The organism is Rhodococcus sp. p52 (genome assembly GCF_000763325.2).
Taxonomy (GTDB): Bacteria; Actinomycetota; Actinomycetes; order Mycobacteriales; family Mycobacteriaceae; genus Rhodococcus; species Rhodococcus pyridinivorans.
The window spans coordinates 4,511,659-4,534,033 of record NZ_CP016819.1 but is presented as its reverse complement, the minus strand read 5'-3'; the positions used below and the strand labels follow the sequence as shown (position 1 = coordinate 4,534,033).

The 22,375-nt window shown below is 68.6% G+C and carries 19 protein-coding genes; 13 read left to right on the top strand and 6 right to left on the bottom strand.

Translation table 11 applies throughout. The annotated features are described in order from the left end of the window. Nucleotides 1-23 precede the first annotated feature (23 nt). Nucleotides 24-1,340, bottom strand: a complete 1,317-nt coding sequence (locus IM25_RS20940; protein ID WP_033097729.1) for an outer membrane protein assembly factor BamB family protein — start codon at nt 1,338-1,340, stop codon at nt 24-26. 93 nt (nt 1,341-1,433) lie between these two features. Here IM25_RS20940 and IM25_RS20935 point away from each other — a divergent pair, with 93 nt between their 5' ends. Both IM25_RS20935 and IM25_RS20930 read left to right on the top strand, forming a co-directional pair. Further along, complete coding sequence (locus tag IM25_RS20935) at nt 1,434-2,192, top strand: acyltransferase (protein ID WP_033097730.1); 759 nt, start codon at nt 1,434-1,436, stop codon at nt 2,190-2,192. A gap of 34 nt (nt 2,193-2,226) precedes the next feature. Continuing rightward, the gene (locus IM25_RS20930; RefSeq protein ID WP_033097731.1) at nt 2,227-3,729 is read left to right on the top strand and encodes an amidase; all 1,503 of its coding nucleotides are present in this window, start codon (nt 2,227-2,229) and stop codon (nt 3,727-3,729) included. Between the two features lie 13 nt (nt 3,730-3,742). On the opposite strand, the gene IM25_RS20925 is transcribed toward IM25_RS20930, so the two are convergent. The 4 genes from IM25_RS20925 to IM25_RS20910 are packed head-to-tail and all read right to left on the bottom strand — an operon-like array spanning nt 3,743 to nt 7,873. After that, nucleotides 3,743-4,285 (bottom strand): GNAT family N-acetyltransferase, encoded by a 543-nt coding sequence (locus IM25_RS20925; protein WP_024101406.1) that lies wholly within the window; start codon nt 4,283-4,285, stop codon nt 3,743-3,745. Further along, complete coding sequence (locus tag IM25_RS20920; protein ID WP_065996357.1) at nt 4,282-5,529, bottom strand: glycosyltransferase family 4 protein; 1,248 nt, start codon at nt 5,527-5,529, stop codon at nt 4,282-4,284. The genes IM25_RS20925 and IM25_RS20920 overlap by 4 nt, the downstream gene beginning before the upstream one ends. Beyond that, on the bottom strand, nt 5,526-7,046 hold the full coding sequence (locus tag IM25_RS20915; protein ID WP_033097732.1) for a 1,4-alpha-glucan branching protein domain-containing protein: 1,521 nt from the start codon (nt 7,044-7,046) through the stop codon (nt 5,526-5,528). Before IM25_RS20915 ends, IM25_RS20920 begins: the two co-directional genes overlap by 4 nt. Before the next feature lie 26 nt (nt 7,047-7,072). Beyond that, nucleotides 7,073-7,873, bottom strand: coding sequence for a class I SAM-dependent methyltransferase (locus IM25_RS20910; RefSeq protein WP_006554566.1), 801 nt, complete (start codon nt 7,871-7,873; stop codon nt 7,073-7,075). A 223-nt stretch (nt 7,874-8,096) separates the two neighbouring features. On the opposite strand from IM25_RS20910, the gene IM25_RS20905 reads away from it, so the two are divergent. From IM25_RS20905 to ligA, 8 genes are all read left to right on the top strand, one after another. Next, nucleotides 8,097-8,882 carry an electron transfer flavoprotein subunit beta/FixA family protein gene (locus IM25_RS20905; RefSeq protein ID WP_006554565.1) on the top strand — a complete coding sequence of 262 codons (786 nt, stop codon included), beginning with the start codon at nt 8,097-8,099 and terminating at the stop codon, nt 8,880-8,882. 45 nt (nt 8,883-8,927) lie between these two features. Further along, nucleotides 8,928-9,884 carry an electron transfer flavoprotein subunit alpha/FixB family protein gene (locus IM25_RS20900; protein WP_006554564.1) on the top strand — a complete coding sequence of 319 codons (957 nt, stop codon included), beginning with the start codon at nt 8,928-8,930 and terminating at the stop codon, nt 9,882-9,884. 148 nt (nt 9,885-10,032) lie between these two features. Next, on the top strand, nt 10,033-10,863 hold the full coding sequence (locus tag IM25_RS20895; protein WP_006554562.1) for a GNAT family N-acetyltransferase: 831 nt from the start codon (nt 10,033-10,035) through the stop codon (nt 10,861-10,863). Between the two features lie 83 nt (nt 10,864-10,946). Next, nucleotides 10,947-11,750, top strand: a complete 804-nt coding sequence (locus IM25_RS20890; RefSeq protein WP_006554561.1) for a lysophospholipid acyltransferase family protein — start codon at nt 10,947-10,949, stop codon at nt 11,748-11,750. A gap of 58 nt (nt 11,751-11,808) precedes the next feature. After that, entirely contained in the window at nt 11,809-13,044 is a 1,236-nt protein-coding gene (locus tag IM25_RS20885) for a cysteine desulfurase family protein (RefSeq protein WP_006554560.1), read from the top strand. After that, nucleotides 13,041-14,120 carry a tRNA 2-thiouridine(34) synthase MnmA gene (gene mnmA, locus IM25_RS20880; RefSeq protein ID WP_033097734.1) on the top strand — a complete coding sequence of 360 codons (1,080 nt, stop codon included), beginning with the start codon at nt 13,041-13,043 and terminating at the stop codon, nt 14,118-14,120. Before IM25_RS20885 ends, mnmA begins: the two co-directional genes overlap by 4 nt. Further along, complete coding sequence (locus IM25_RS20875) at nt 14,117-15,142, top strand: methionine synthase (protein ID WP_033097735.1); 1,026 nt, start codon at nt 14,117-14,119, stop codon at nt 15,140-15,142. The genes mnmA and IM25_RS20875 overlap by 4 nt, the downstream gene beginning before the upstream one ends. A 37-nt stretch (nt 15,143-15,179) precedes the next feature. Further along, nucleotides 15,180-17,288, top strand: a complete 2,109-nt coding sequence (gene ligA, locus IM25_RS20870; RefSeq protein WP_033097736.1) for an NAD-dependent DNA ligase LigA — start codon at nt 15,180-15,182, stop codon at nt 17,286-17,288. 37 nt (nt 17,289-17,325) lie between these two features. Here ligA and IM25_RS20865 read toward each other — a convergent pair whose 3' ends face one another. After that, nucleotides 17,326-17,967 carry a hypothetical protein gene (locus tag IM25_RS20865; protein ID WP_033097737.1) on the bottom strand — a complete coding sequence of 214 codons (642 nt, stop codon included), beginning with the start codon at nt 17,965-17,967 and terminating at the stop codon, nt 17,326-17,328. A 218-nt stretch (nt 17,968-18,185) separates the two neighbouring features. On the opposite strand from IM25_RS20865, the gene IM25_RS20860 reads away from it, so the two are divergent. From IM25_RS20860 to IM25_RS20850, 3 genes are read left to right on the top strand one after another with little or no spacing between them, the layout of a single operon-like run. Further along, entirely contained in the window at nt 18,186-19,421 is a 1,236-nt protein-coding gene (locus IM25_RS20860) for an amidohydrolase family protein (protein WP_442971906.1), read from the top strand. A 58-nt stretch (nt 19,422-19,479) separates the two neighbouring features. Beyond that, on the top strand, nt 19,480-20,355 hold the full coding sequence (locus tag IM25_RS20855) for a hypothetical protein (protein ID WP_033097739.1): 876 nt from the start codon (nt 19,480-19,482) through the stop codon (nt 20,353-20,355). Between the two features lie 3 nt (nt 20,356-20,358). After that, nucleotides 20,359-22,344 (top strand): YhgE/Pip domain-containing protein, encoded by a 1,986-nt coding sequence (locus IM25_RS20850; protein ID WP_033097740.1) that lies wholly within the window; start codon nt 20,359-20,361, stop codon nt 22,342-22,344. Nucleotides 22,345-22,375 lie beyond the last annotated feature (31 nt).

Sequence of the window (22,375 nt, the reverse complement as noted above, 5' to 3'; positions counted from 1 at the left end):
CGCCCTCACACGGGCGGCCGTCCTCACACGGACTGCGGTTCGCGCAGCACCACCACGTCCCCGTCGAGGGTCGTGATCACGAACTCCCCGCCCGGGCCGACGCCGGTGCCGACCGGCAGTCCGGTGGCGGGATCGAGGGGTTCCTCCTCCATCGTCGCTCCGTCCGCGAGATCGAGCACCGCCGCTGCGAGACCCCGATCGCCGTCGACGACCACATAGGCCCGGCCGTCGGCGGTCACCGCCGGCGCACCGTACGGAGTAACGTCCGCCCGCTCCCACTCGACTTCGACGCTGTCGCCGCCGTCGCGCAGGGCCGTCAGCGGGGCGCTGCCGTCGGCCGACGCGAGGAGCAGCAGTCCGTCCTCGGTGACGGCGGGACCGAGCGCCGTGGGACGGCCGGTCTCGTGGGTCCATCGCGCTTCGCCTGTCTCGGCGTCGAGCGCCCACAGGGCACCCTCCCCGTCGTGGACGTAGACGGTCGAACCGTCAGCAGACAGAACCGGACTCGTCACCGCACCTCCGGGGAGGTCGGGTACCGACCACTCCTCGATGACCACGGCGTCGTCACCGGCCGTGTAGCGCAGCGCCACGAGCGCCGACCTGTCCGAACCCGGACGCCACACGGTGACGAAGACACGGTCGGTGGCGGTGTCGACGGCCGGGGTGGTGGCGACCGGGCAGTCCTCCGAGCCCCCGAAGCAGGCGGGGAGGCCGTGATCACTCGCGAGTCGCGGCAGGTTCTGCCCGTCCTCGAGGGTCGGCACCGGCACCAGATCGAACAGCGGTGCCTCGAGTTGTCCCGTCTGCGGGTCGACGACGTTGACCTGACCGAAATGCGTGACCACCAACAGGCTTCCGTCGGAGGTGAACTGTGCGCTGCGGGGGCTGCCGCTCACGGGAATGCGCCAGCGACGCTGGCCGTGCTCGTTGAACGACAGCAGTCCGCCGTCCTCACCGACGTAGATGTTCGCGACGCCGTCGGAGACGGGGGTGATCGTCGTGACGGCCGGGGCGAGACGCGTGCACCAGCGCTTGCGGCCCGTGTCCATCTGGAAGGAGAACAGATTGCATCCGGCCTCCGTCGCGGCCGCCACCGAGACCTGGCCGTTGGCCGCGATCCCGGCGGGGGAGCCGACCGGGCCGCCCAGCGGACGCGTCCAGCCGGGCGCGAGGTCGTCGACGCTCTCGGCGGTCGCGGTGTTGCTGTTGCGGGCATCGGAGTGCCGTCCCGGCCAGCCACCGCTCGACAACACGTCGTCGGTGCCGGCCCCACCGCCGCACGCGCTCAGCGCGAAGACCACCGTCAGCGCCGGGACCGCGGTCCGCAGGACACCCCGCATCACTCAACTCCTCCACAGGCGAACGATTCGACGTGTCAGCGTATCGGGCCGGGGGTCGTGAGCCGCGAACGAGGCGGACCGTAGGCTGCCCCTATGACGAGCATGTGGGGTGCACCTCTGACGGCGAGGTGGCGCGGGTCCCGTCGGAGGGATCCCGAACAGGTACGATTCCTGACGCTGTCCTCTCTGAAATGGGTGCTGGACAACAAGGCGTACACGCCCTGGTACCTGGTCCGGTACTACCGCCTGGCGAAGTTCCGGCTGGCCAATCCGCACGTGGTGCTGCGCGGCATGGTCTTCCTGGGCAAGAACGTCGAGATCCACGCGACGCCCGAACTGTCGCGCCTCGAGATCGGCCGCTGGGTCCACATCGGCGACGGCAACGCCATCCGCTGCCACGAGGGTTCGCTCCGGATCGGCGACAAGGTCGTCTTCGGCAAGGACAACGTCGTCAACACCTATCTCGACATCGAGATCGGCGCGTCGACGCTGGTCGCAGACTGGTGCTACATCTGCGACTTCGACCACCGCACCGAGGACATCACCTACCCGATCAAGGACCAGGGCATCGTCAAGAGCCCCGTCCGGATCGGTCCGGACACCTGGATCGCCGCGAAGGTCACCGTGCTCCGCGGCACCCGGGTCGGCCGCGGTTCGGTGCTCGGAGCGCACGCGGTCGTCAAGGGAGACATCCCCGATTTCAGTATCGCGGTGGGTTCGCCCGCCAAGGTCGTGAAGAACCGTAAGGTGGCGTGGGAGAGCGCCGCTGCCGAGCGTGCCGCCCGGGAAGCGGCGCTCGCAGATATCGCACGGAAGAAGTCGGTAGACACGCCCGCGGGCGTCCCCCAGTAGCGACGCGGGCCGGGACACTGTCGGGGGACAGCAGATGGACTACTCGGAGTATCGGAGTCACGACGCGACCGGCCTGGCCGAACTCGTCGCGACGGGGCAGGTATCGGCGAGCGAGTTGCTCGAGACCGCGATCGCGCGGCTCGACACGGTCGAACCGACACTGAACACCGTCGTCCGCAGGCTCGACGACAAGGCCCGGGTCCTGGCACGCGAACCGCTCGACGGTCCGTTCGCCGGGGTGCCGTTCCTGCTCAAGGATCTGGGGCAGGATCTGGCCGGTGAGCCGACCTCGTGCGGGTCCCGTGTCCTCGCGGACCTGCCGATGGACGAGAACTCGGTGATCGTCGACCGGTGGCTCGGAGCCGGCCTGGTCCCGTTCGCCAAGACCAACACCCCCGAGTTCGGGGCGAAGGGCATCACCGAGCCCGAGGCGTTCGGGGCCACCCGAAACCCGTGGGATCCGTCGGTGACGCCGGGCGGGTCATCGGGTGGTTCCGCCGCGGCGGTCGCGGCCGGCGTCGTTCCCGCGGCGGGAGCGAGCGACGGCGGCGGCTCCATCCGCATTCCCGCCGCCTGCTGCGGGCTCCTCGGGCTCAAGCCCGGACGCGGACTCGTGCCCACCGGTATGCGCGGCGGGGAACCGCTGCACGGCGCGGCTACCAACGGGGTGATCTGCCGGACGGTGCGCGACGCCGCTGCCTTCCTCGACGTCATGGCGGGCCCGTACGCGGGTGGGCCGTATCTCGTCGAGCGTGCCCGGTCGTACGCGGAGGCCGCGCGCTCGGCGCCGAAGCGGTTGCGGATCGGATACGAGACCGCGTCACCGATCGGGACGCCGGTCGATCCGGAGGCGAAGGCCGCGGTGGACGCTGCCGTCGCGGTGCTCGAGGAACTCGGCCATCACGTCGAACCCGCCTCGACGGGTATCGACGAACGGCGTCTCGCAGAGGACTTCCTCATCATGTGGTTCGCCACGGCTGCCGCGGAGGTCGCCGAGGCCTGCCGCCTCACCGGAGCACGACCCGAGGACTTCGAGTTCGACACCCGCATCATCGCCGCCGTGGGCAAGGCGACCTCGGCGTCGGACTACATTGCGGCCCATGCCCGCTGGGCCGAGTACGCGAGCGGTCTCGCGCAGTTCCACGAACGCTACGATCTGCTGCTCACGCCGACACTCGCCTTCCCGCCGTCGCGCATCGGCGAACTCGACACGCCCCGCTGGATGCGGCGTGCCGGCGAGGCGCTCCTGCGTACCCGCACCGCGTGGATCGCGACCCGGGCCGGTTTCATCGACCGGGTGGTGGACGACAATCTGGGGCGCACCCCCTACACGCAGCTGGCCAATATCACCGGGCGCCCGGCGATCTCGGTGCCGTTGCACTGGACGGTGTCCGGTCTGCCGCTCGGGGTGCAGTTCGTCGGCCCACTCGGTGGGGAGAGTGTGCTCCTCGCCCTCGCAGGCGAACTCGAACAGGCCCGGCCGTGGTTCGATCGGCAGCCGCCGCTCGCTCCGGCCGAGTTGTCCGCTACCTCGTGAGTCGAAGGTCGACTCAGGGTCGGCCCAGTGGCTTCCGGTAGACGACCGTTTCACATAGGACCGCAAGAGCCGGAACGAGTTCCGGATGGCGCGTATCGAGCGGCGCGGGCTCCTCCGGCACGTACCCGAGCCGGGTGTAGAGCCGGTCGAGGAACACCTTGGACTCGTGTGAGGTGTCGCGCGGACGGATCACCTCGAGTTGCATTGCCTCGAAACCTCGCTCGGCGAACTCCGTCTCGACGGTGTCGATCAGGACGCGGCCGACGCCTGTGCCGCGGACCTTCGGGTCGGAGGCGAGCATCCCGAACTCGGCCGTCGTCGCGTCGACCGGGGTCACGCGGATACAGCCGACCACCCGGCCGTGCGAGCGGGCGATGCGAATGCTGCCCTCCCGCGCATATCGGGTGATCTCGTCCGTGTCGGTCCGTGTGGTGCCCGGTACCCACATGCCGTCCTCGGCCACCGCGTAGACCGCGTTGAGCAGTGCGGTGACGGCGACGATATCGGATTCGTGCGGTGCCAGGCGCTCGATTTGGAGCGTGTGCTGCTCGTTCATCCGCGGTCCGGGAGGGGACGTTGGGGGACAGTGGGGCGTGCGAGCGGGTGACGCCCCCGCCGCTTCGCCGACGAGTAGACCTGCGCGGTTTCTTCGGCGACGCGGCGCCAGTCGAAGTCGTCGGTCAGTCGTGCCCGGGCCGCCCGCGCGCGCACTCGGGCGGCCTCGGGATCGTCGAGGGTTTCCCGGACGGCCGAGACGAGTCCGGCCACGTCGCCGGGCCGGAACGACAGTCCGGTCACGCCGTCGACCACGGCTTCGCCCAGGCCGCCGGCGGTGGACGCGATGAGCGGGGTACCCGCTGCGGCGGCCTCGAGGGCGATGATGCCGAACGGCTCGTAGCGGCTCGGCAGCACGATCGCGTCGGCGCCGTGCAGCCAGCCGAGCAGTTCGGTGTGGTCGAGGTTGCCGAGGAAACTCACCGAGCGTGCGACGCGGTGTACGCGTGCCTGCTCGCGCAGCCACTCGAACTGGGTGCCCTCACCGGCGACCACGAGGGTCGTGCCGGGATGCGAGCGGCGGATGCGGGGGAGCGCGGCGATCGCGTCCTGCACACCCTTCTCGTATTCGAGGCGGCCGACGTACAGCAGTCGTGCCGGCCCGGGACGCGGTTCGCGGTCGCGGTACGACCAGGTGGTGATGTCGATGCCGTTGCGGATCACGGAGATCTCCGGCAGGTCCGGACCGTACAACTCGGTGACCTCGTCGTGCATCGACGCCGAACACGTGATGAGACGGTCGGATTCGTTGGCGAGCCACCACTCGACGGAATGCACCTGGCGGTTGATCCGGCCCGACAGCCAACCGCTGTGGCGACCGGCCTCGGTCGCGTGCAGGGTCGACACGAGCGGCACGTCGAAGTACTCGGCCAGCGCGATCGCGGGGTGGGCGACGAGCCAGTCGTGGGCGTGGACGACGTCCGGATACCAACCTTCGCCGATGCCGCCGCGGGTCAGCCCGATCCCGGCGCGGACCATCGCGTGGCCCATCGCCAGCGTCCAGGCGATCATGTCCTCGCCGAAGTCGAAGTGGGGTGCGTCCTCCGCGACCGCCACCACGAGCACGCCGTCGGCGATGTGGCTGATCGTGGGGTGGGTCGACGCATCGGTGCCGGTCGGGCGACGTGACAGCACCACCACCTCGTTGCCCGCCGCGGCGAGTTCGGTGGCGAGATGATGGACGTGTCTGCCCAGGCCGCCAACGACGACGGGTGGGTACTCCCATGAGACGAGCAGAATCTTCATCGCGGGCCTCCGTGGCGTCCGGGCAGTCGTCGGGCGTCGAGTCCTGGGAAGAGATTGTCGGCGCGGTTCCATCCGTCGGCCAGACGCCGTGCCGTCTCGGTGCGTCCGGAGTCGACCGCCTCGGCGATCTCACGCAGGGCGTGGGCGTGTTTGTGCGCGCGGTCGCGGGCATAGGCGGCGGCGGTGTCCTTGCTGACCATGAACGCCCAGTCGCTGGAGACCGTCAGCAGCGCTTCGCGCACCATCTGGTCGTGCACGCGGTTGCGGAGCGCGACCGACGACGTGCTCTGCTCGCGGGACTTGTCGATGCTGTCGAGGGTCGTGCGCACCACCTCGTCGTTGAGACGCACGAGATCGGCGACCTGGTCGCCGGCCCAGACCCGCCAGTCCTTGCCCGAACCCCACGACGAATTCTCGAGATCGACGGAGGCGCCGACGTATCCGCGGTCGCGGGCATCGGCGAGGGTTCCCACCTCGATGCCGGCCTCGGGAAGCGCGCGGAGCAGTCGTTCGAGGAAGATCGGACCTTCGAACCACCAGTGGCCGAACAGTTCCGTGTCGAAGGCCGCGACGACGAGTGCGTCCCGGCCGATGCGGCCGGATTCGCTGCGCAATCGCTGCCGGACGGTCTCGACGAAGTCGGCGACGTGCTGGTCGACGGCGTGCGACGCGAGTTCGGGATCGTAGGGCGCCTTCTCGTGCGAGGGCACCGTGCGGCCCGTGACGCGGGACGGTTTGAGTCCGGTGTCGTGGCAGTAGGTGTGGAAGTCGCGGTAGGCGGAGTGGCCGGGATAGCCGGACTTCGGCGACCACACCCGGTACGAGACCTGCAGGTCGCGGCCGAAACACACGACGTCCGAGTCGCGGACCGTGTGGCCGAGCGAGGTGTCGCCGCGCAGCGCAGGACCGTCGACCATGAAGTGCTCGACTCCCGCTGCGGCGTAATCGTTCTCCATGCCCGGCGTGTAACCGCATTCCGGGCCCCAGATGCCGCGGGGGCGATGGTTCCAGCGGGCGTGCGCGTCGGCGAGACCTTCGGACAACGAGAAGGTGCGCAGTCGCGGGTCGAGGAGGGGCTGGAACGGATGGGCGAGAGGCCCACCGAGCAGTTCGATCGCGTCGGCGTCGATCAGCTGCCGCACGACGGGGGATCCGCCGTGGCGCCATTGGGTTTCGAAGTCCTCCAGTGCCGCGGTGGCGGCGCGGTGCTCGCGGGCGCCGAGTGCGCGGTAGGACTCCTCCCGCATGCCGGCCGCCTCGTGCGCGCGCAGTTGCCAGTTGCCGAGCCAGTGGTGCATCCCGGCGAGGCAGTGCGGGTCGTCGAGTTGCGCGGCCAGTACCGGGGTGATGCCGAGTGTGAGCATCCGGGTTCGGCCTTCGGCGGCGAGCCGCCGCAGCACGTCGGTGACGGGCAGATAGGTCGCTGCCCACGACTGGTAGAGCCATTCCTCGCCGACGGGCCACCGGCCGTGGTGGGCGAGCCACGGGAGGTGGGAGTGGAGGACGAGCGCGAACATCCCGGGTTCGCGGGACGATGCGGCACTCACGGAGCGGTGTCCTTCGCTGCGGGGTCCTTCACGGCGATCGCGACCAGATCGAGGCTCGCATCGATGTTCTCGGGGACGATGGCGAAGTCGTCGGTGGAGACCATCGCGACGTCGGCGGTGAGATCGTCCGGCCACGGCTGCCCGGCGAGGGCGCGCTCGATCTGGGCGTCGATGAACGATCCGCCGTGCTTGGCATCGAGTGCGCGCAGCGTGGGGCCGTGGTGCACGCCGGTCATGAGTTCGACGCGGAAGCCGGCGTCCTCGAGCAGTTCGGTCAGTTCGGCGGCGTTCAGCTCACGGGTGTGGAAGGGGTTGAGCGGGGTGTCGCGGCCGGGGGAGAAGGTGATCCGGTTGGGAGTACTGATGAGCAATTCACCGCCGGGGGTGAGAACGCGGTGACATTCGCGTAGGAACTGTGTCTGATCCCACAAATGCTCGATCACCTGGAAGTTCACGACGGTATCGACCGATTCGTCCTCGAGGGGAAGTTCGGCGAGGTTTCCGTGCCGGATGTCCACGCGGGGGTAGCGCGCGCGGATGTGTGCGACGGCGCTCTCGTCGTAGTCGAGGCCGATCACGCGCGTCGCCACATCGGCGATCATGTCGGCCCCGTAGCCTTCGCCGGCGCCGGCCTCGAGCACGGCCCGGTTCACGCAACGGGGGAGAAAGTTCTGGTAGACGACCTCGTGACGTCGGAACCAATAGTTCTCCTCGGCGATGCCGGGGACCGTCCGTTCGCCGGTGAGGGGGAGGGCGTGCGCGTCATCGGCGCGGGCGGGGGTGTCGCTCACCGCCACGACATTAGACCTCTCCCCGGAGGGGTGGTCTCCGGTGTTCCAGATCACAGGTTTCGTCGTCCTTCCGTACGGCTATGGTGAACCGGGAATCCCGTCAAGTTACTGACTGGTAACTTAGCGGCTGATAATCTATCGCACACGCCGTGCGAAAGACACGAGTGCTCGGTTCAGGCAGCGCCTTGCCGACCAAAGGCAGCTACACACAGGAGGTCGACGCAGACCCATGACGAACATCGTCGTTTTGATCAAGCAGGTCCCCGACACGTGGTCCGAGCGCAAGCTCAGCGACGGCGACTACACGCTCGACCGTGAGGCCGCCGACGCCGTGCTCGACGAGATCAACGAGCGCGCCGTCGAGGAAGCTCTGCTCATCAAGGAGCGCGACGGCGGTGAGGTCACCGTTCTGACCGCCGGCCCGGACCGCGCCACCGACGCCATCCGCAAGGCGCTGTCCATGGGCGCCGACAAGGCGATCCACCTCAACGATCCCGCCATGCACGGCTCCGACTCGATCCAGACCGCGTACGCGATCGCCGCTGCGCTCGGCCAGATCGAGGGTGTCGAGCTGGTCATCGCCGGTAACGAGGCCACCGACGGTCGCGTGGGCGCCGTGCCCGCGATCATCGCCGAGTACCTGGGCCTGCCTCACCTGACGCACCTGCGCAAGCTCACGATCGCGGACGGCAAGGCCGCCGGCGAGCGCGAGACCGACGAGGGCGTCTTCGGCATCGAGGCTCCGCTCCCCGCCATCGTCTCGGTCACCGAGAAGATCAACGAGCCCCGCTTCCCCTCCTTCAAAGGCATCATGGCCGCGAAGAAGAAGGAAGTTCAGACCCTCACCCTCGCCGACATCGGTCTCGATCCCGAGATCTTCGGTGTTGCGAACGCTGCGTCCACCGTCACCGGTGTGACTCCGAAGCCCCCGCGCACCGCGGGTGAGCGCGTCACCGACGAGGGCGACGGCGGCAGCAAGATCGCTCAGTACCTGGTCGGCCAGAAGATCATCTGATCGCGCCCCGCGACAACATCTGACATATCTAGGAGAGAAGTAGTAATGGCAGAAGTACTCGTGCTCGTCGAGCATGCCGAGGGCGCGCTCAAGAAGGTCAGCACCGAACTCATCACCGCCGCGCGTGTGCTCGGCGAGCCCTCCGCCGTCGTCGCAGGTGCCCCCGGCACCGCCGACGCGCTGCAGGACGCCCTCGCCGCCGCCGGTGCGGTCAAGGTCTACGCCGCCGAGTCCGAAGACGTCGACAACTACCTGGTGACCCCGAAGGTCGACGTCCTCGCGTCGCTCGTCGAGTCCACCAGCCCCGCCGCCGTCATCACCGCCGCGTCCGTCGAAGGCAAGGAGGTGTCGGGCCGCCTCGCCGCCCGCATCGGCTCCGGTCTGCTCGTCGATGTCGTCGACGTCAAGGCCGACGGCTCCGCCGTGCACTCGATCTTCGGTGGCGCGTTCACCGTCGACGCCAAGGCCAACGGTGAGGTCCCCGTGATCTCCATCCGCCCGGGCGCCATCGAGGCCAAGCCCGAGGCTGCCGCCGCCGAGCGTGTGGCCGTCGAGGTTCCGGCCCAGGAAGAGAACGCCGTGAAGATCGTCTCGCGCGATCCGATCGTCGGCGGCGACCGTCCGGAGCTGACCGAGGCGTCGATCGTCGTCTCCGGTGGCCGCGGTGTCGGTTCGGCCGACAAGTTCTCCGTCGTCGAGGAGCTCGCCGACTCGCTCGGTGCCGCCGTCGGTGCTTCCCGCGCCGCCGTCGACTCGGGCTACTACCCGGGCCAGTTCCAGGTCGGTCAGACCGGTAAGACGGTCTCCCCGCAGCTGTACGTCGCGCTCGGCATCTCCGGCGCCATCCAGCACCGCGCCGGCATGCAGACGTCGAAGACCATCGTCGCCGTCAACAAGGACGAAGAGGCCCCGATCTTCGAGATCGCGGACTACGGCGTCGTCGGCGACCTGTTCAACGTCGCTCCGCAGCTGACCGAGGAGGTCAAGAAGCACAAGGGCTGATCCGCTCCGGCAGATCGATCCCTGCGCGGCCCCGCTCCTTCGAAAGGAGCGGGGCCGCGTGCATTCTGCGGGAGTGTTCATCGGCGATGCATCGCCGCGACACCCCGTCGCCGCCGGCGCGCCTCCCACGGTCGTTACACCTTGGGGCATGACCACATCGCCGGTGCTGTACCGCCCGAGTGGGTTCACCGCTCCCGTCCTGTCCGGCCCCCGCTACTCCCTCGTCGTGTCGACGGAAGCGTCGGATCGCCTGGCTGCGCAACGCCTTCGGTACCGGGTTTTCTCCGGTGAACCCGGCTTCCGGATCCCCGATGCGGGGGGCGGATCCGACGCCGACCGGTTCGACGAGTTCTGCGACCACGTGCTGGTGCGCGATCGGGTCACCGACGACGTCGTCGGCTGTTACCGGATGCTGCCGCCCGAAGCCGCCCGCGAGGCCGGTGGGTACTACACCGCCACCGAATTCGATCTCTCCGCACTCGACCCACACGGGCGCGGCCTGGTGGAGATGGGCAGGGCCTGCGTCGATCCAGCCCACCGTTCCGGATCGGTCCTCACCCTGATGTGGGCCGGCATCCTGCACTATCTCGAGGCGACCGGACACAACGAGGTCGTCGGATGCGTCTCGGTGCCCATGCGCACGACGCCCGACGAACCCGAGGCGTCGAACGTTCGGGCCGTGCGCGACCTGCTGCTCGAACGACACGCCGTCGAACCCGCAGCGCGGGTCCGACCGCTGAATCCCGTGATGGTCGAAGGCCACCCGCTCGACGAGATCGCTCCGTTGCCGCGTCCCGTGGTCCCGCCGCTCCTGCGCGGATACCTGCGGCTCGGTGCCCGGATCTGTGGTGAACCGGCCCACGATCCGGACTTCGGGGTCGCCGACTTCGTCGCGATACTAGCCGTGGACCGGGCGGACACCCGCTATCTCGCCCGCCTGCGCGCGGCCGCCGAGCGTGCCGAGCGGGGGTCGCGGTGACTCGGGTCGGTACGACACGGGTGCACGCGTGGATGCCGTCGAGTCCGTGCGGGATCCGGTGCCTGCCGGACGGGACGGATCGTGTGGGTCTGCCGACGGTGTGGTTGCGCATCGCGACGGTCGCGGTCGTGCTGACGGTGGTGCCGCTCCTGCTGGCAGGACGGATGATTCCCGCGGCGCGTCGGGAGAGCACGGTGCGGCGCAGTGCGCGCCTGTTGTTGTGGTGCGTAGGCATCCGTCCGACGATCGACGATCGGCGTGACCGACGGGCGCGCGCAGGGGGCGTGCTCGTCGTTGCACCGCACATCTCGTGGACGGATGTCCTCGTCCTCACCGCAGTCGCTCCCGCGGAGTTCGTCGCACGAGCGGACCTGCTCGACTGGGGCCTGCTGGGCGCGCTCGCACGCCGGATGCGTGTCATCCCCATCGAACGGGAACGACTGCGACTGCTGCCCGCCGTGATCGAGCGAGTACGCACCCGCTTGCTGGAGGGCGGGTGCGTCGCCGTCTTCCCCGAGGGCACGACGCGATGCGGACGGTCCCACGGCGGTTTCCGCCCCGCCCTGCTGCAGGCGGCCGTGGACGCGCAGTGCCCCGTCCAGCCCGTCGGCCTGCGATACGGCGAGCGCGGGGGAGACCTCACCGCCGCGCCGGCCTTCGTCGGTGACGAGACGATCGGTTCCTCGATCCGGCGGATGATCCGGAACCGCGGTGTCGTCGTCGAAGTCGTGCTCGCTCCGCTCGAACATCCGGGTCGGGACCGGCACGATCTCGCAGCCCGATGCGCCCGCGCGGTCCGTGCCGAGCGCCCGGTCGAGGCCGTGACATTCCTGCCGGTCGGCGGCTCACCGGCCGGTGGAACGGCACGGACGGTGGACGCCGCCTGACGGGCGACCCCCCTGAGCGCGGCGGGCACCTGCGCCGACCCGCTATCCTGGATCGGTCATGACCTCGCCCGCCGCCGGTCCCTCCGGTACCTCCACGACCGTCTACCTCGATCACGCCGCGACGTCGCCGATGCTTCCTGCGGCCGTCGAGGCGATGACGTCGGTCCTCGCCACCGTCGGAAACGCGTCCTCCCTGCACGGATCGGGGCGCGCAGCGCGCCGGCGCGTCGAGGAGTCGCGGGAGTCGATTGCGGCCGCCCTCGGCGCCCGGCCCTCCGAGGTGATCTTCGTCTCCGGTGGCACCGAGGGCGACAATCTGGCCGTCAAGGGCATCTATTGGGGTCGCCGCGCCCAGGACCCCCGGCGTCGCCGGATCCTCGCGAGCGCGGTCGAACACCACGCCGTGCTCGACGCCGTCGAATGGCTCGTCGAGCACGAGGATGCCCAGGTGACGTGGCTGCCGGTGGACGGCTCCGGCCGCGTCGATCCCACCACGCTCCGCGAGGAACTCTCGCGCCACGCCGACGAGGTCGCCCTCGTGTCCGTGATGTGGGCGAACAACGAGGTCGGCACCGTCATGCCGATCACCGAACTCGCTGCGGTCGCCGCCGAGTTCGACGTCCCGATGCACAGCGACGCCGTGCAGGCGGTCGCGCATCTCCCAGTCGATTTCACCGCGAGCGGACTGTCGGCACTGACCCTGGCCGCTCACAAGTTCGGTGGTCCGCAGGGAGTGGGAGCGCTGCTGCTCGGCAGGCAGGTACCGTGCGTGCCGCTCGCCCACGGTGGGGGCCACGAACGCGACGTGCGGTCCGGGACGCAGGACACCGCGTCCATCGTGGCGATGGCCGCGGCGTTGCGCGAGGTCACCTCGGATCTGCCCGGCCGCACCGCCGAACTCGCGCACCTGCGCGATCTTCTTGTCGCGGGTGTCGAGGCGGCGATCCCCGACGCGATCCTCAACGGTCCTCGCGAGGTCGGACGACTGCCCAACAACGCGCACTTCACGTTCCCCGGATGCGAAGGCGACTCGCTGCTGATGTTGCTCGACGCGGCCGGTATCGAATGCTCGACCGGTTCGGCGTGCACCGCCGGGGTCGCGCGCGCGAGTCACGTACTCGTCGCGATGGGGGCGGACCCGATCACGGCACGCGGTTCGCTCCGATTCTCGTTGGGGCACACCACAACCCGCAGTGACATCGACAAACTGATCGAAACTCTCCCTTCCGTGGTGGACAGGGCTCGCGCCGCCGGACTGGCGAGCGCCGGTGGACGAGGAGGTGACCGGAGATGAGGATTCTTGCGGCAATGAGCGGCGGTGTGGACTCGGCGGTCGCCGCCGCCCGCATGGTCGAGGCCGGACACGACGTCGTGGGAGTGCATCTCGCGTTGTCGGCCGCGCCGGGCACACTGCGCACCGGCTCGCGCGGATGCTGCTCGAAGGAGGACGCCGGCGATGCTCGCCGCGCCGCCGACGTGCTCGGAATTCCCTTCTACGTCTGGGATTTCGCAGACCGCTTCAAGGAGGACGTGATCGACGACTTCGTCGCGTCCTATGCCGCCGGTGAGACCCCGAACCCGTGCCTGCGTTGCAACGAGAAGATCAAGTTCTCGGCGCTGGCCGACCGTGCCGTCGCGCTCGGCTTCGACGCCGTCGCCACCGGTCACTACGCGCAGTTGAACGACGGGGTGCTGCGCCGCGCCGTCGACGCCGACAAGGACCAGTCGTACGTACTCGCCGTGCTCACGGCGCAGCAGTTGTCGCGCGCGGTGTTCCCCGTCGGCGACACCCCCAAGAGCCGGATCCGCGAGGAGGCCGCCGAGCGCGGACTCGCTGTGGCGAACAAGCCCGACAGCCACGACATCTGCTTCATCCCGTCGGGCGACACCCGCGCCTTCCTCGGTGCCCGCATCGGTGTGCGTCCCGGCGCCGTCGTGGACGACCGTTCGGGTGAGGTGCTCGCGCAGCACGAGGGCGTGCACGGTTTCACCATCGGCCAGCGCAAGGGACTCGGTATCGCCGGGCCCGGACCGGACGGACGCCCCCGCTACGTCACCGCGATCGAACCGGAGAGCGGCACCGTCCGGGTCGGCAGCGCCGAACAGCTGAAGGTCGAGTCGATCCGGGCCGAACGCGCCGTGTGGACCTCCGGCACCGCTCCTGTCGGACCGATCGAGTGCGTCGTCCAGGTCCGCGCTCACGGTGGCCTGGCCCCGGCCGTCGCCGAAGCGGTGGGTCCGGGCATCGAGATCTCGCTGCGCGAACCGCTCACCGGTGTCGCCGCCGGTCAGGCCGCCGTGCTGTACCGGTCCGACGCTGCGGGCGACATCGTCCTCGGCAGCGGAACCATCGCGGCAGGGGACCGGTGACGGCACCTGCCACCGGCCGCGAGGTGTGGTCCGGTCTCGCGACAGGCATCGGTTCGTGGCCCGGGACGGACCCGCGCGAGGCCGCGGCGGTCGTCGTCGGCGAACTCACGGATCTGCCCCACCTCGTCGAACTGCCGGCACGCGGCCTCGGTGCCGACATGATCGGGCGGGTCAGCGCCCTGCTCGTCGACATGTACCTCGACACCTCGACCACTGGTTACCGCCTCGTGTCGCGACGCGGCGGTGTGGCCGCCCGGGCGCGCGACCTGCTCGCCCAGGACCTCGATGCGCTCGAGGAGGCCTGGGAACGCGCCGGGCTGGATGCCGGCCGCCCCGTGAAGGTGCAGGCTGCCGGGCCGCTCACCCTCGCCGCCCACGTCGAACTCGCCACGGGACGCCGGGTGCTCACCGACCGCGGCGCCGTTCGTGACCTGGCCGAATCGCTCGCGGAGGGCCTGGCCCGACACGCCGCCGAGATCACCCGCCGGCTCGGGGTTCAGGTGGTCGCGCAACTCGACGAACCGTCGCTGCCGGATGTGCTCGCCGGAACGCTGAAGGGCCGGACCGTCCTCGAGACCGTCCCTGCCGTGCCGGACCCGGAAGCGCTGGACGTGCTCGACACGACGATTCGGGGCACTGGGCTCTCCGTCGCGGTGCACTGCTGCGCGGGCACCTTCCCGGCCGACTTCCTGCGGCGCAGCGCTGCCGACGCTGTGGCCTTCGACGTCGGAGGCGTGCGACGCTCCGACCTCGACGGACTCGGGGAACTGTTCGACTCGGGCACGGTCCCGATACTCGGACTCGTGCCCGCCACCGCACCGGCCTCGACGGGCTGGCGCGAGTACGCGGCACCGACCGTCGAGCTGATCGACCGGCTCGGGTTCCCCAGGAAGGTGCTGCAATCGGTGGCGGTGAGCCCGGTCTGCGGGCTGGCCTCGGCCTCCACGGAGGGGGCACGGGCCGCTCTGCGTTCGTTGCGCGACGTCGCGTCGGCCTTCGCTGAGGAAGCCGACACGCTCTGAGTATTCCGGTCGGTCCCCTCGACTAGGCTTGCAGGCTGTGAGTGAACCGACGGACGCACCCATCACCGCTCCTCCGGAGGCGCGTGAGCGCTGGCAGGATCTCGCCGAACAGGTGCGCGAGCATCAGTTCCGTTATTACGTGCGCGACGCCCCCATCATCTCCGACGGTCAGTTCGACGCGCTCCTCGGCGAACTGCAGGCACTCGAGGATCAGTACACCGAACTCCGCACGCCGGATTCGCCCACCCAGCTGGTCGGCGGCGGCTTCGCCACCGAATTCGGTGCCGTCGAGCATCTCGAACGGATGCTCAGCCTCGACAACGTCTTCGACGAGGACGAACTGCGCGCGTGGCTCTCGCGCGCCGAGGTCGAGACCGGCACTCACCCCGATTATCTGTGCGAGGTGAAGATCGACGGCGTGGCGCTCAGCCTCGTCTACGAGAACGGCAAACTCGTCCGCGCGGCCACCCGCGGCGACGGACGCACCGGGGAGGACGTCACCCTCAACGCCCGCACGATCGACGACGTTCCCGAAAAGCTCACCGGCACCGCCGAATACCCGATCCCGACGTTGCTCGAAGTGCGCGGCGAGGTGTTCTTCCGGCTCGAGGACTTCCAGACCCTCAACGCCGGGCTGGTGGCCGAAGACAAGCCGCCCTTCGCGAATCCCCGCAATTCCGCCGCCGGTTCCCTGCGGCAGAAGAACCCGGCCGTCACCGCGCGCCGGCGTCTGCGCATGTACTGCCACGGCTACGGCCGCATGGAGGGCTTCGAACCCCGCTCGCAATCCGACGCCTACGCGGCCTTCGCGGCCTGGGGCCTGCCCGTCTCACCGCACACTGTTCGCGTGCAGGGCGCCGAGGCGGTCGTCGAGCGGATGCGCTACTGGGGCGAACACCGCCACGACATCGAACATGAGATCGACGGCCTGGTGGTCAAGATCGACGACATGGGGCTGCACCGACGCCTCGGTGCCACGTCCCGCGCCCCACGGTGGGCGATCGCCTACAAGTACCCGCCGGAGGAGGTCACCACCAAGCTCCTCGACATCCGCGTCAGTGTCGGGCGCACCGGACGCGTGACCCCCTTCGCCTACATGGAGCCGGTCACCGTCGCCGGGTCCACCGTCTCGCTGGCGACGCTGCACAACGCGTCCGAGGTGGAGCGCAAAGGCGTGCTCATCGGCGACACCGTGGTCATCCGCAAGGCCGGCGACGTGATCCCGGAGGTCCTCGGCCCGGTCGTCGACCTGCGCGACGGTTCCGAGTACGCCTTCGAGATGCCCACGCAGTGCCCCGAATGCGGTACCACCCTCGCCCCGGCGAAGGAGGGCGACGTCGACCTGCGCTGCCCCAACTCGCGGTCGTGCCCGGCGCAATTGCGCGAGCGGGTCTTCCACGTCTCGGGCAGGGGAGCGTTCGACATCGAAGCCCTCGGCTACGAGGCGGCCACGGCGCTGCTCGAGGGGAAGATCATCGCCGACGAGGGCGACCTGTTCTCGCTCACGAAGGAAGACCTCGAACGCATCGCGTTTTTCCGCACCACCAAGGGCGTGCTGTCGAAGAACGGCGAACGTCTGCTGCAGAACCTCGACAAGGCGAAGGAACAGCCGCTCTGGCGCGTGCTGGTCGCCCTGTCCATCCGGCACGTCGGACCGACCGCTGCGCGTGCGCTGGCCACCGAGTTCGGCAGCCTCGACCGGATCCGGGCCGCGTCCGTCGACGAGCTCGCGGCCGTCGAGGGCGTCGGACCGACGATCGCCGCGGCGGTGACCGACTGGTTCACCGTCGATTGGCACGTCGCGATCGTCGACAAGTGGGCGGCAGCGGGTGTCCGGATGGCCGACGAACGCGACGAATCGATCCCGCGAACCCTCGAAGGACTGTCGATCGTGGTTACGGGCACGCTCGCGGGATTCTCCCGCGACCAGGCCAAGGAGGCCGTCCTCGCGCGCGGAGGCAAGGCCGCCGGATCGGTGTCGAAGAAGACGGCTTTCGTCGTCATCGGCGACAACCCGGGTTCGAAGGCCGACAAGGCCGCCGATCTCGGAGTACCCGTGCTCGACGAGGACGGTTTCCGGATCCTGCTCGACGAGGGGCCCGACGCCGCTCGCGCCTATCTCGAAGGGCGCGAAGGGGAGGACTGAGACGCTCTCCGCCGGCAGGTGCCCTGCCGGCGAATTCTCAGGAGGCCGTTGCGGATTCCGGTTCCTCGGCGCTGCGCCTCCCGAGGAATACCGCCGCGGCGAGCAGGAAGCAGATCGCCCCGACGAACGTGCCGGCGTTGGCAAGGCTCGGGTCGAGGGTGTTTCCGTCGTCGAGGACGAACGAACCGACGGCGGAGACCCCGAAAGCGATCGACCCGAGCATGTTCAGCCACCCGCTGATCCAGTCCTTCGAGCGCGGCGCCCAATGCGAGCCCGCTCGCCAGAGGACTGCACACGCGATCGCGCTCGACACCAGAAAGCACAGGGAACCTTCGAGATTGGGGTTCCACACCAGGTGCTCCTCACCCTTGACGGTGTGGGCGTGCAGTGCGGCTCCCGTGCTGACGTTGAACAACAGCGTACCGATGAACTGGATCAGCGACGCGAGCCAGTCGGCGCGGATCGCCGGGCTGCCCTTGTCCGTGACGGTGGCCGGCCCACTGAGCATCAATTGGACGAATGCTGCACCCGTGAAGAACCAGGAACCCACGAAGAACGAAGTATTTGCACCGGCGGTGCCGAGAAGCGTCGCAATTCCGGGCGCCGAACCCAATGCGAACAGGGCGGCGCCGATGACGAATCCCCAGGACTGCATGCGCAATGTCGGGTGAATCAGCATTGGCGCAGTGTAAGTCGAAGATCGGAAATTTTTGTGTTTTCAAAAGAAACTATCCGATCGAATAGGTGCAGCTCAGAACGAACTTTCGAAAAGGGTGAACGGTTGGGGTGAATTGGTTCGGGATCCTTTCGGTTGATCGGAAGTCGTGTTCGATGCGCGTTAGCGTCCCAGCCATGACGGAAACCGGTAAGTCCACTCAGCGCCTTCTTTTTCGTAATGTGCGAGTTTTCGACGGAGTTTCCGGAGAGCTCGTCACCGGCGACGTACTGATCGACGGAGACCGCATCGTCGCCGTATCCGAATCGCCGATCGGCGACGAACCCGGCCGCGAGACCGACGTGATCGACGGCGGCGGGCGGGTCCTCATGCCCGGCATGTCCGACGCGCACGTCCACCTCGTCGGTAACGCGAACTCCTACATCGACATGGTGATGGGCAGTGAAGCGCACATCGCGCTCAACGGCCTCGCCGAGGCCCGCAACATGCTGCTGCGCGGCTTCACCGCCGTCCGCGACATGGCCGGTGACACCGGCAGCATCAAATCGGTGATCGACCGGGGATTGTTCGACGGTCCCCGCATCTACCCGTCCCAGGCCGCGATCTCGCAGACGTCCGGGCACGGCGACTTCGGCTTCGTCTACGAATGCCCCACAGCCCTCGGTGGGGATCAGGCCCGCGCCGAACAGATCGGCTTCATGCGGGTCGCCGATGGTGAGGACCGGGTCCTCGCAGCCGTGCGCGAGCAACTCAAGAAAGGTGCATCGCAGATCAAGCTGATGGTCGGCGGCGGAGCGGCGTCCATGTACGACCCGCTGTACACCGTCCAGTTCATCGACAGAGAACTGCGTGCCGCCGTCCAGGCCGCATCCGACTACGGCACGTACGTGGCCACCCACGTCTACAACGTCACCGGGATCCGCCGCGCGGTCGCGGCCGGGGTGAAGTCGATCGAGCACGGCCACCTCGCCGACGAGGAGACCGTCGCACTGCTCGCGGAGAAGGAGGTGTGGTTGTCGATGCAGCCCTTCGCGCTCGGCGACCACCACTATCCCGACCCGGATCGCGCGGAGAAGGACAAGCAGATCTGCACCGGCACCGACCACGTCTACGAGTGGGCGCAGAAGCACGGCGTGAAGACGGCCTGGGGACCCGACCTGCTGCTCGAGCCGCAGATCGCGCCGCGCCAGAGCGAGATGGCCGCGCGGCTCGGCGACCACTACAGCAACCTCGACGCGCTGCGGATGCTCACCTCCGGAAACGCCGAACTGTTCCGGCTCGCAGGCGAACGCGATCCCTACCGTCAGGCCCGATGGGGTGTGATCGACAAGGGCGCCTGGGCGGACGTGCTCCTCGTCGACGGCAACCCGCTCGAGGATGTGAGTCTGATCGCCGATCCGGCAAAGAACCTGTCGGTCATCGTGAAGAACGGCCACGTCGTCAAGAACAGCCTGTGACCGTGGCAGCGCATCGGACACGGCACCACACCCCACTCGCTCGGCGCAAGGACAGTCGGTGACTCACTACGGGCAGCACAGCGACGCAGAGGCCTGGGACGAGTTGTCGGACGAGCAGCTCGAGGATCCCTTCGTCGTGAACGGAAACTACGGCGGAACACCGGTGGGCACAGCCGAACCGGATGATGTCGGGACTCCGCCGTACGGCGCTCCGGTCGTGCAGCGGGCAACCGCCCGGCAGACGCCGGGCACACTCGTGTCGGCGCGCGGGATCGAACTCCACGGACCCTGGGGCCATGTCTTCGGCCCCCTCGACCTGGACCTCGACGCCGGGGGAGTGACGGTTCTGGCCGCGCAGGCCGGTGCTGCGCGTACCGCGTTGCTCATGGCTCTGTGCGGTCGCATGCGACTGACCCGGGGATCGCTGACGGTTCTCGGCGAGGACAGACCGCAGAAGATCATCGCGCGGTCGGCGATTGCGTGCATGAACGAGCTCGACGAGGTACGCCCGTCGGTCACCGTGCGCGATCTCGTCACCGAGCAGAAGCGGTGGGATTCCCCGTGGTACAAGTTCGTTCCGCGGGTCCGTGAGGACGGTATCGCCGAGATGTGCGAGGAGATCTTCGGCGACGTACCGCTGCCACCGCTCGAGGCGTTCGTCGACGACCTCCCCGAACTCCAGCAACTGCTCCTGCGGATCTCGGTGGCGAACACCCGGCGTCCGCCACTGCTGGTGGTGGGCCGGATCGATCGGATCGCCGACGACGTCGAACGTGCCACCCTGCTCGGCCGGCTCGTCGCGCTCGGTGAGAACCAGGCGGTGATCATCGGCGACGTGAATCCCGTCGACCCCGATAGCGGGGTACGGGCCGTGGTGGACATGCACGATCTGCTCGGACCCGGTGACATCGGCGTCCTGACGAAGAGGAAGTGACGAGTGCTCGCAGGCGTCTCTCTCGGTAGCGACTCGAAGCGATACTTCCGCGGCACGATGCCGCGCATCGCGATCGCGACGATCATTCTCATGCCGTTGCTGTACGGGGCCATGTACCTGTGGGCCTTCTGGAATCCGTTCGGTGCGGTGAACAAGATTCCCGCGGCGATCGTCAACAACGACACCGGTCGTTCGTCGACGGGGGAACAGGTCGACGCCGGCGATCAGGTCGTGAAGTCCCTCATCGCATCCGGTCAGCTCGATCTGGCGGAGGTGTCGGAAGAGGACGCCGTCGCGGGTCTGGCCGACGGAAAGTACTACTACACCATCACGATTCCGGAGAATTTCACCGAAGCGGTCGAATCCCCCAACGGCGACAACCCGGAGAAGGCGAATCTGGTCTTCACTTTCAACGACGCGAACAACTATCTCGCGACGATCATCGGGCAGGACGCGTCCGAACAGGTGATCGGACAGGTGAACTCCACGATCGGTGCCCAAGGTGTCGGGACCGTGCTCACCGGTCTCGAGAGCGCCGGCTCGGGTCTGAAGCAGGCCGCCGACGGTGCCGGGCAACTCGCCGACGGCATCGACACGGCCAAGAGCGGCGCGGACCAGCTCGCTTCGGGATCGCAGGAGCTCGCGACGAACATGGTCACGGCGCGAGACGGGTCGGCGCAGCTCGCTACCGGCGCGAACGAACTCGCCACCGCGATCGACGGCGTGACGGGTCCGCTGCTCAGCGCGCTCGACAGCGGTGCCCTCTCGGGTGTCGCCGGGCAGGCAGCGGAGCTGCGGGCCTCGCTCGACGCCCTCGAATCGCGGGTACCGCAGACCACGCAGTCGACGGTGAACCAGGCCGTACAGCAGGTCGTCGACATCCTGAACCGGAGCTCCGATCCGGTCGTGCAGCAGGCGATCACCGCGTTGACACCGCTGACGGCGCAACAGGCGGCCTCCGATGCCGACGCCCTACGCGCTGAGATCATGCGTCTGCAGGCAGGCGCCGAACAACTCGAGTATCAACTCGGCAACCCGAACAGTCCGCTACAGGGAGCCCTGGCGACGTTGTCGAACGGGGGACTGGCGGCGGACGTGAACCGACTCCGCAGCGGTGTCGACGAACTGAGCTCCGGTGCCGCCACGCTGAACTCCGGTCTCGTCCAACTTACCGACGGCAGTGTCCAGTTGGCCGACGGAGCAGGAGAGCTGTCCTCGGGCATGGTCGAGTTGCAGTCGGGTTCGCAGGAACTCGCGCAGGCCCTGAGCCAGGGTGCCACCCAGGTGCCGAACTGGACGGACGAACAACGCACCGCCACCGCCGAGACGTTGTCGACTCCGGTTGCTCTGCAACAGAACTACACGAACGAGGCACCCACCTTCGGTACCGGTTTCGCCCCGTTCTTCCTGTCGCTCGCCCTGTTCGTCGGCGGCATCATCACCTGGATGCTGCTCACCCCGTTGCAGTCGCGGCCCACCGTCGCGGGACTCGGTGCCTACCGCACGGTCCTCGCGTCGTACTGGCCGGCTCTGCTGGTAGGCATCCTGCAGGTGATCGTGATGTACACGGTCGTCCATTTCGGCGTCGGACTGGACGTGAAGCACGTCGTGGGGACGATCCTGTTCCTGATGTTGATCTCCGCAACGTATCTGGCCATGATCCAAGCGTTCAATGCGATCGTCGGCGTCGCCGTCGGTCGGGTGGTGACCTTGGCCTTCCTGATGCTGCAACTGGTCTCGGCCGGCGGTATCTACCCCGTGCCGACCACGGCGAAGCCGTTCCAGTACATCCACCCGTTCGACCCGATGACCTACACCGTCAACGGTCTGCGGCAGCTCACCGTCGCCGAGAACATCGATTCGCGATTGTGGATCGCAATCGCTGTCCTGGCCGGAATCCTGCTCGTATCGTTGACGCTGAGTGCCCTGTCGGTTCGGCGCAACCGCCGCTACACGATGGAGAGGCTGTACCCGCCGATCGAGGTGTGAGAGCCGCCCCGTATGTCCTGAAGTCACCGGA

Excerpts from the sequence above, each read along its gene's own strand:
- mnmA (WP_033097734.1), top strand. The coding sequence starts at position 13,041 with ATGAGGATTCTTGCGGCAATGAGCGGCGGTGTGGACTCGGCGGTCGCC.
- IM25_RS20905 (WP_006554565.1), top strand. The coding sequence starts at position 8,097 with ATGACGAACATCGTCGTTTTGATCAAGCAGGTCCCCGACACGTGGTCC.
- IM25_RS20920 (WP_065996357.1), bottom strand. The coding sequence starts at position 5,529 with ATGAAGATTCTGCTCGTCTCATGGGAGTACCCACCCGTCGTCGTTGGC.
- IM25_RS20930 (WP_033097731.1), top strand. The coding sequence starts at position 2,227 with ATGGACTACTCGGAGTATCGGAGTCACGACGCGACCGGCCTGGCCGAA.
- IM25_RS20865 (WP_033097737.1), bottom strand. The coding sequence starts at position 17,967 with ATGCTGATTCACCCGACATTGCGCATGCAGTCCTGGGGATTCGTCATC.
- IM25_RS20935 (WP_033097730.1), top strand. The coding sequence starts at position 1,434 with ATGACGAGCATGTGGGGTGCACCTCTGACGGCGAGGTGGCGCGGGTCC.
- IM25_RS20925 (WP_024101406.1), bottom strand. The coding sequence starts at position 4,285 with ATGAACGAGCAGCACACGCTCCAAATCGAGCGCCTGGCACCGCACGAA.
- IM25_RS20915 (WP_033097732.1), bottom strand. The coding sequence starts at position 7,046 with ATGTTCGCGCTCGTCCTCCACTCCCACCTCCCGTGGCTCGCCCACCAC.
- IM25_RS20940 (WP_033097729.1), bottom strand. The coding sequence starts at position 1,340 with ATGCGGGGTGTCCTGCGGACCGCGGTCCCGGCGCTGACGGTGGTCTTC.
- IM25_RS20895 (WP_006554562.1), top strand. The coding sequence starts at position 10,033 with ATGACCACATCGCCGGTGCTGTACCGCCCGAGTGGGTTCACCGCTCCC.
- IM25_RS20900 (WP_006554564.1), top strand. The coding sequence starts at position 8,928 with ATGGCAGAAGTACTCGTGCTCGTCGAGCATGCCGAGGGCGCGCTCAAG.
- IM25_RS20885 (WP_006554560.1), top strand. The coding sequence starts at position 11,809 with ATGACCTCGCCCGCCGCCGGTCCCTCCGGTACCTCCACGACCGTCTAC.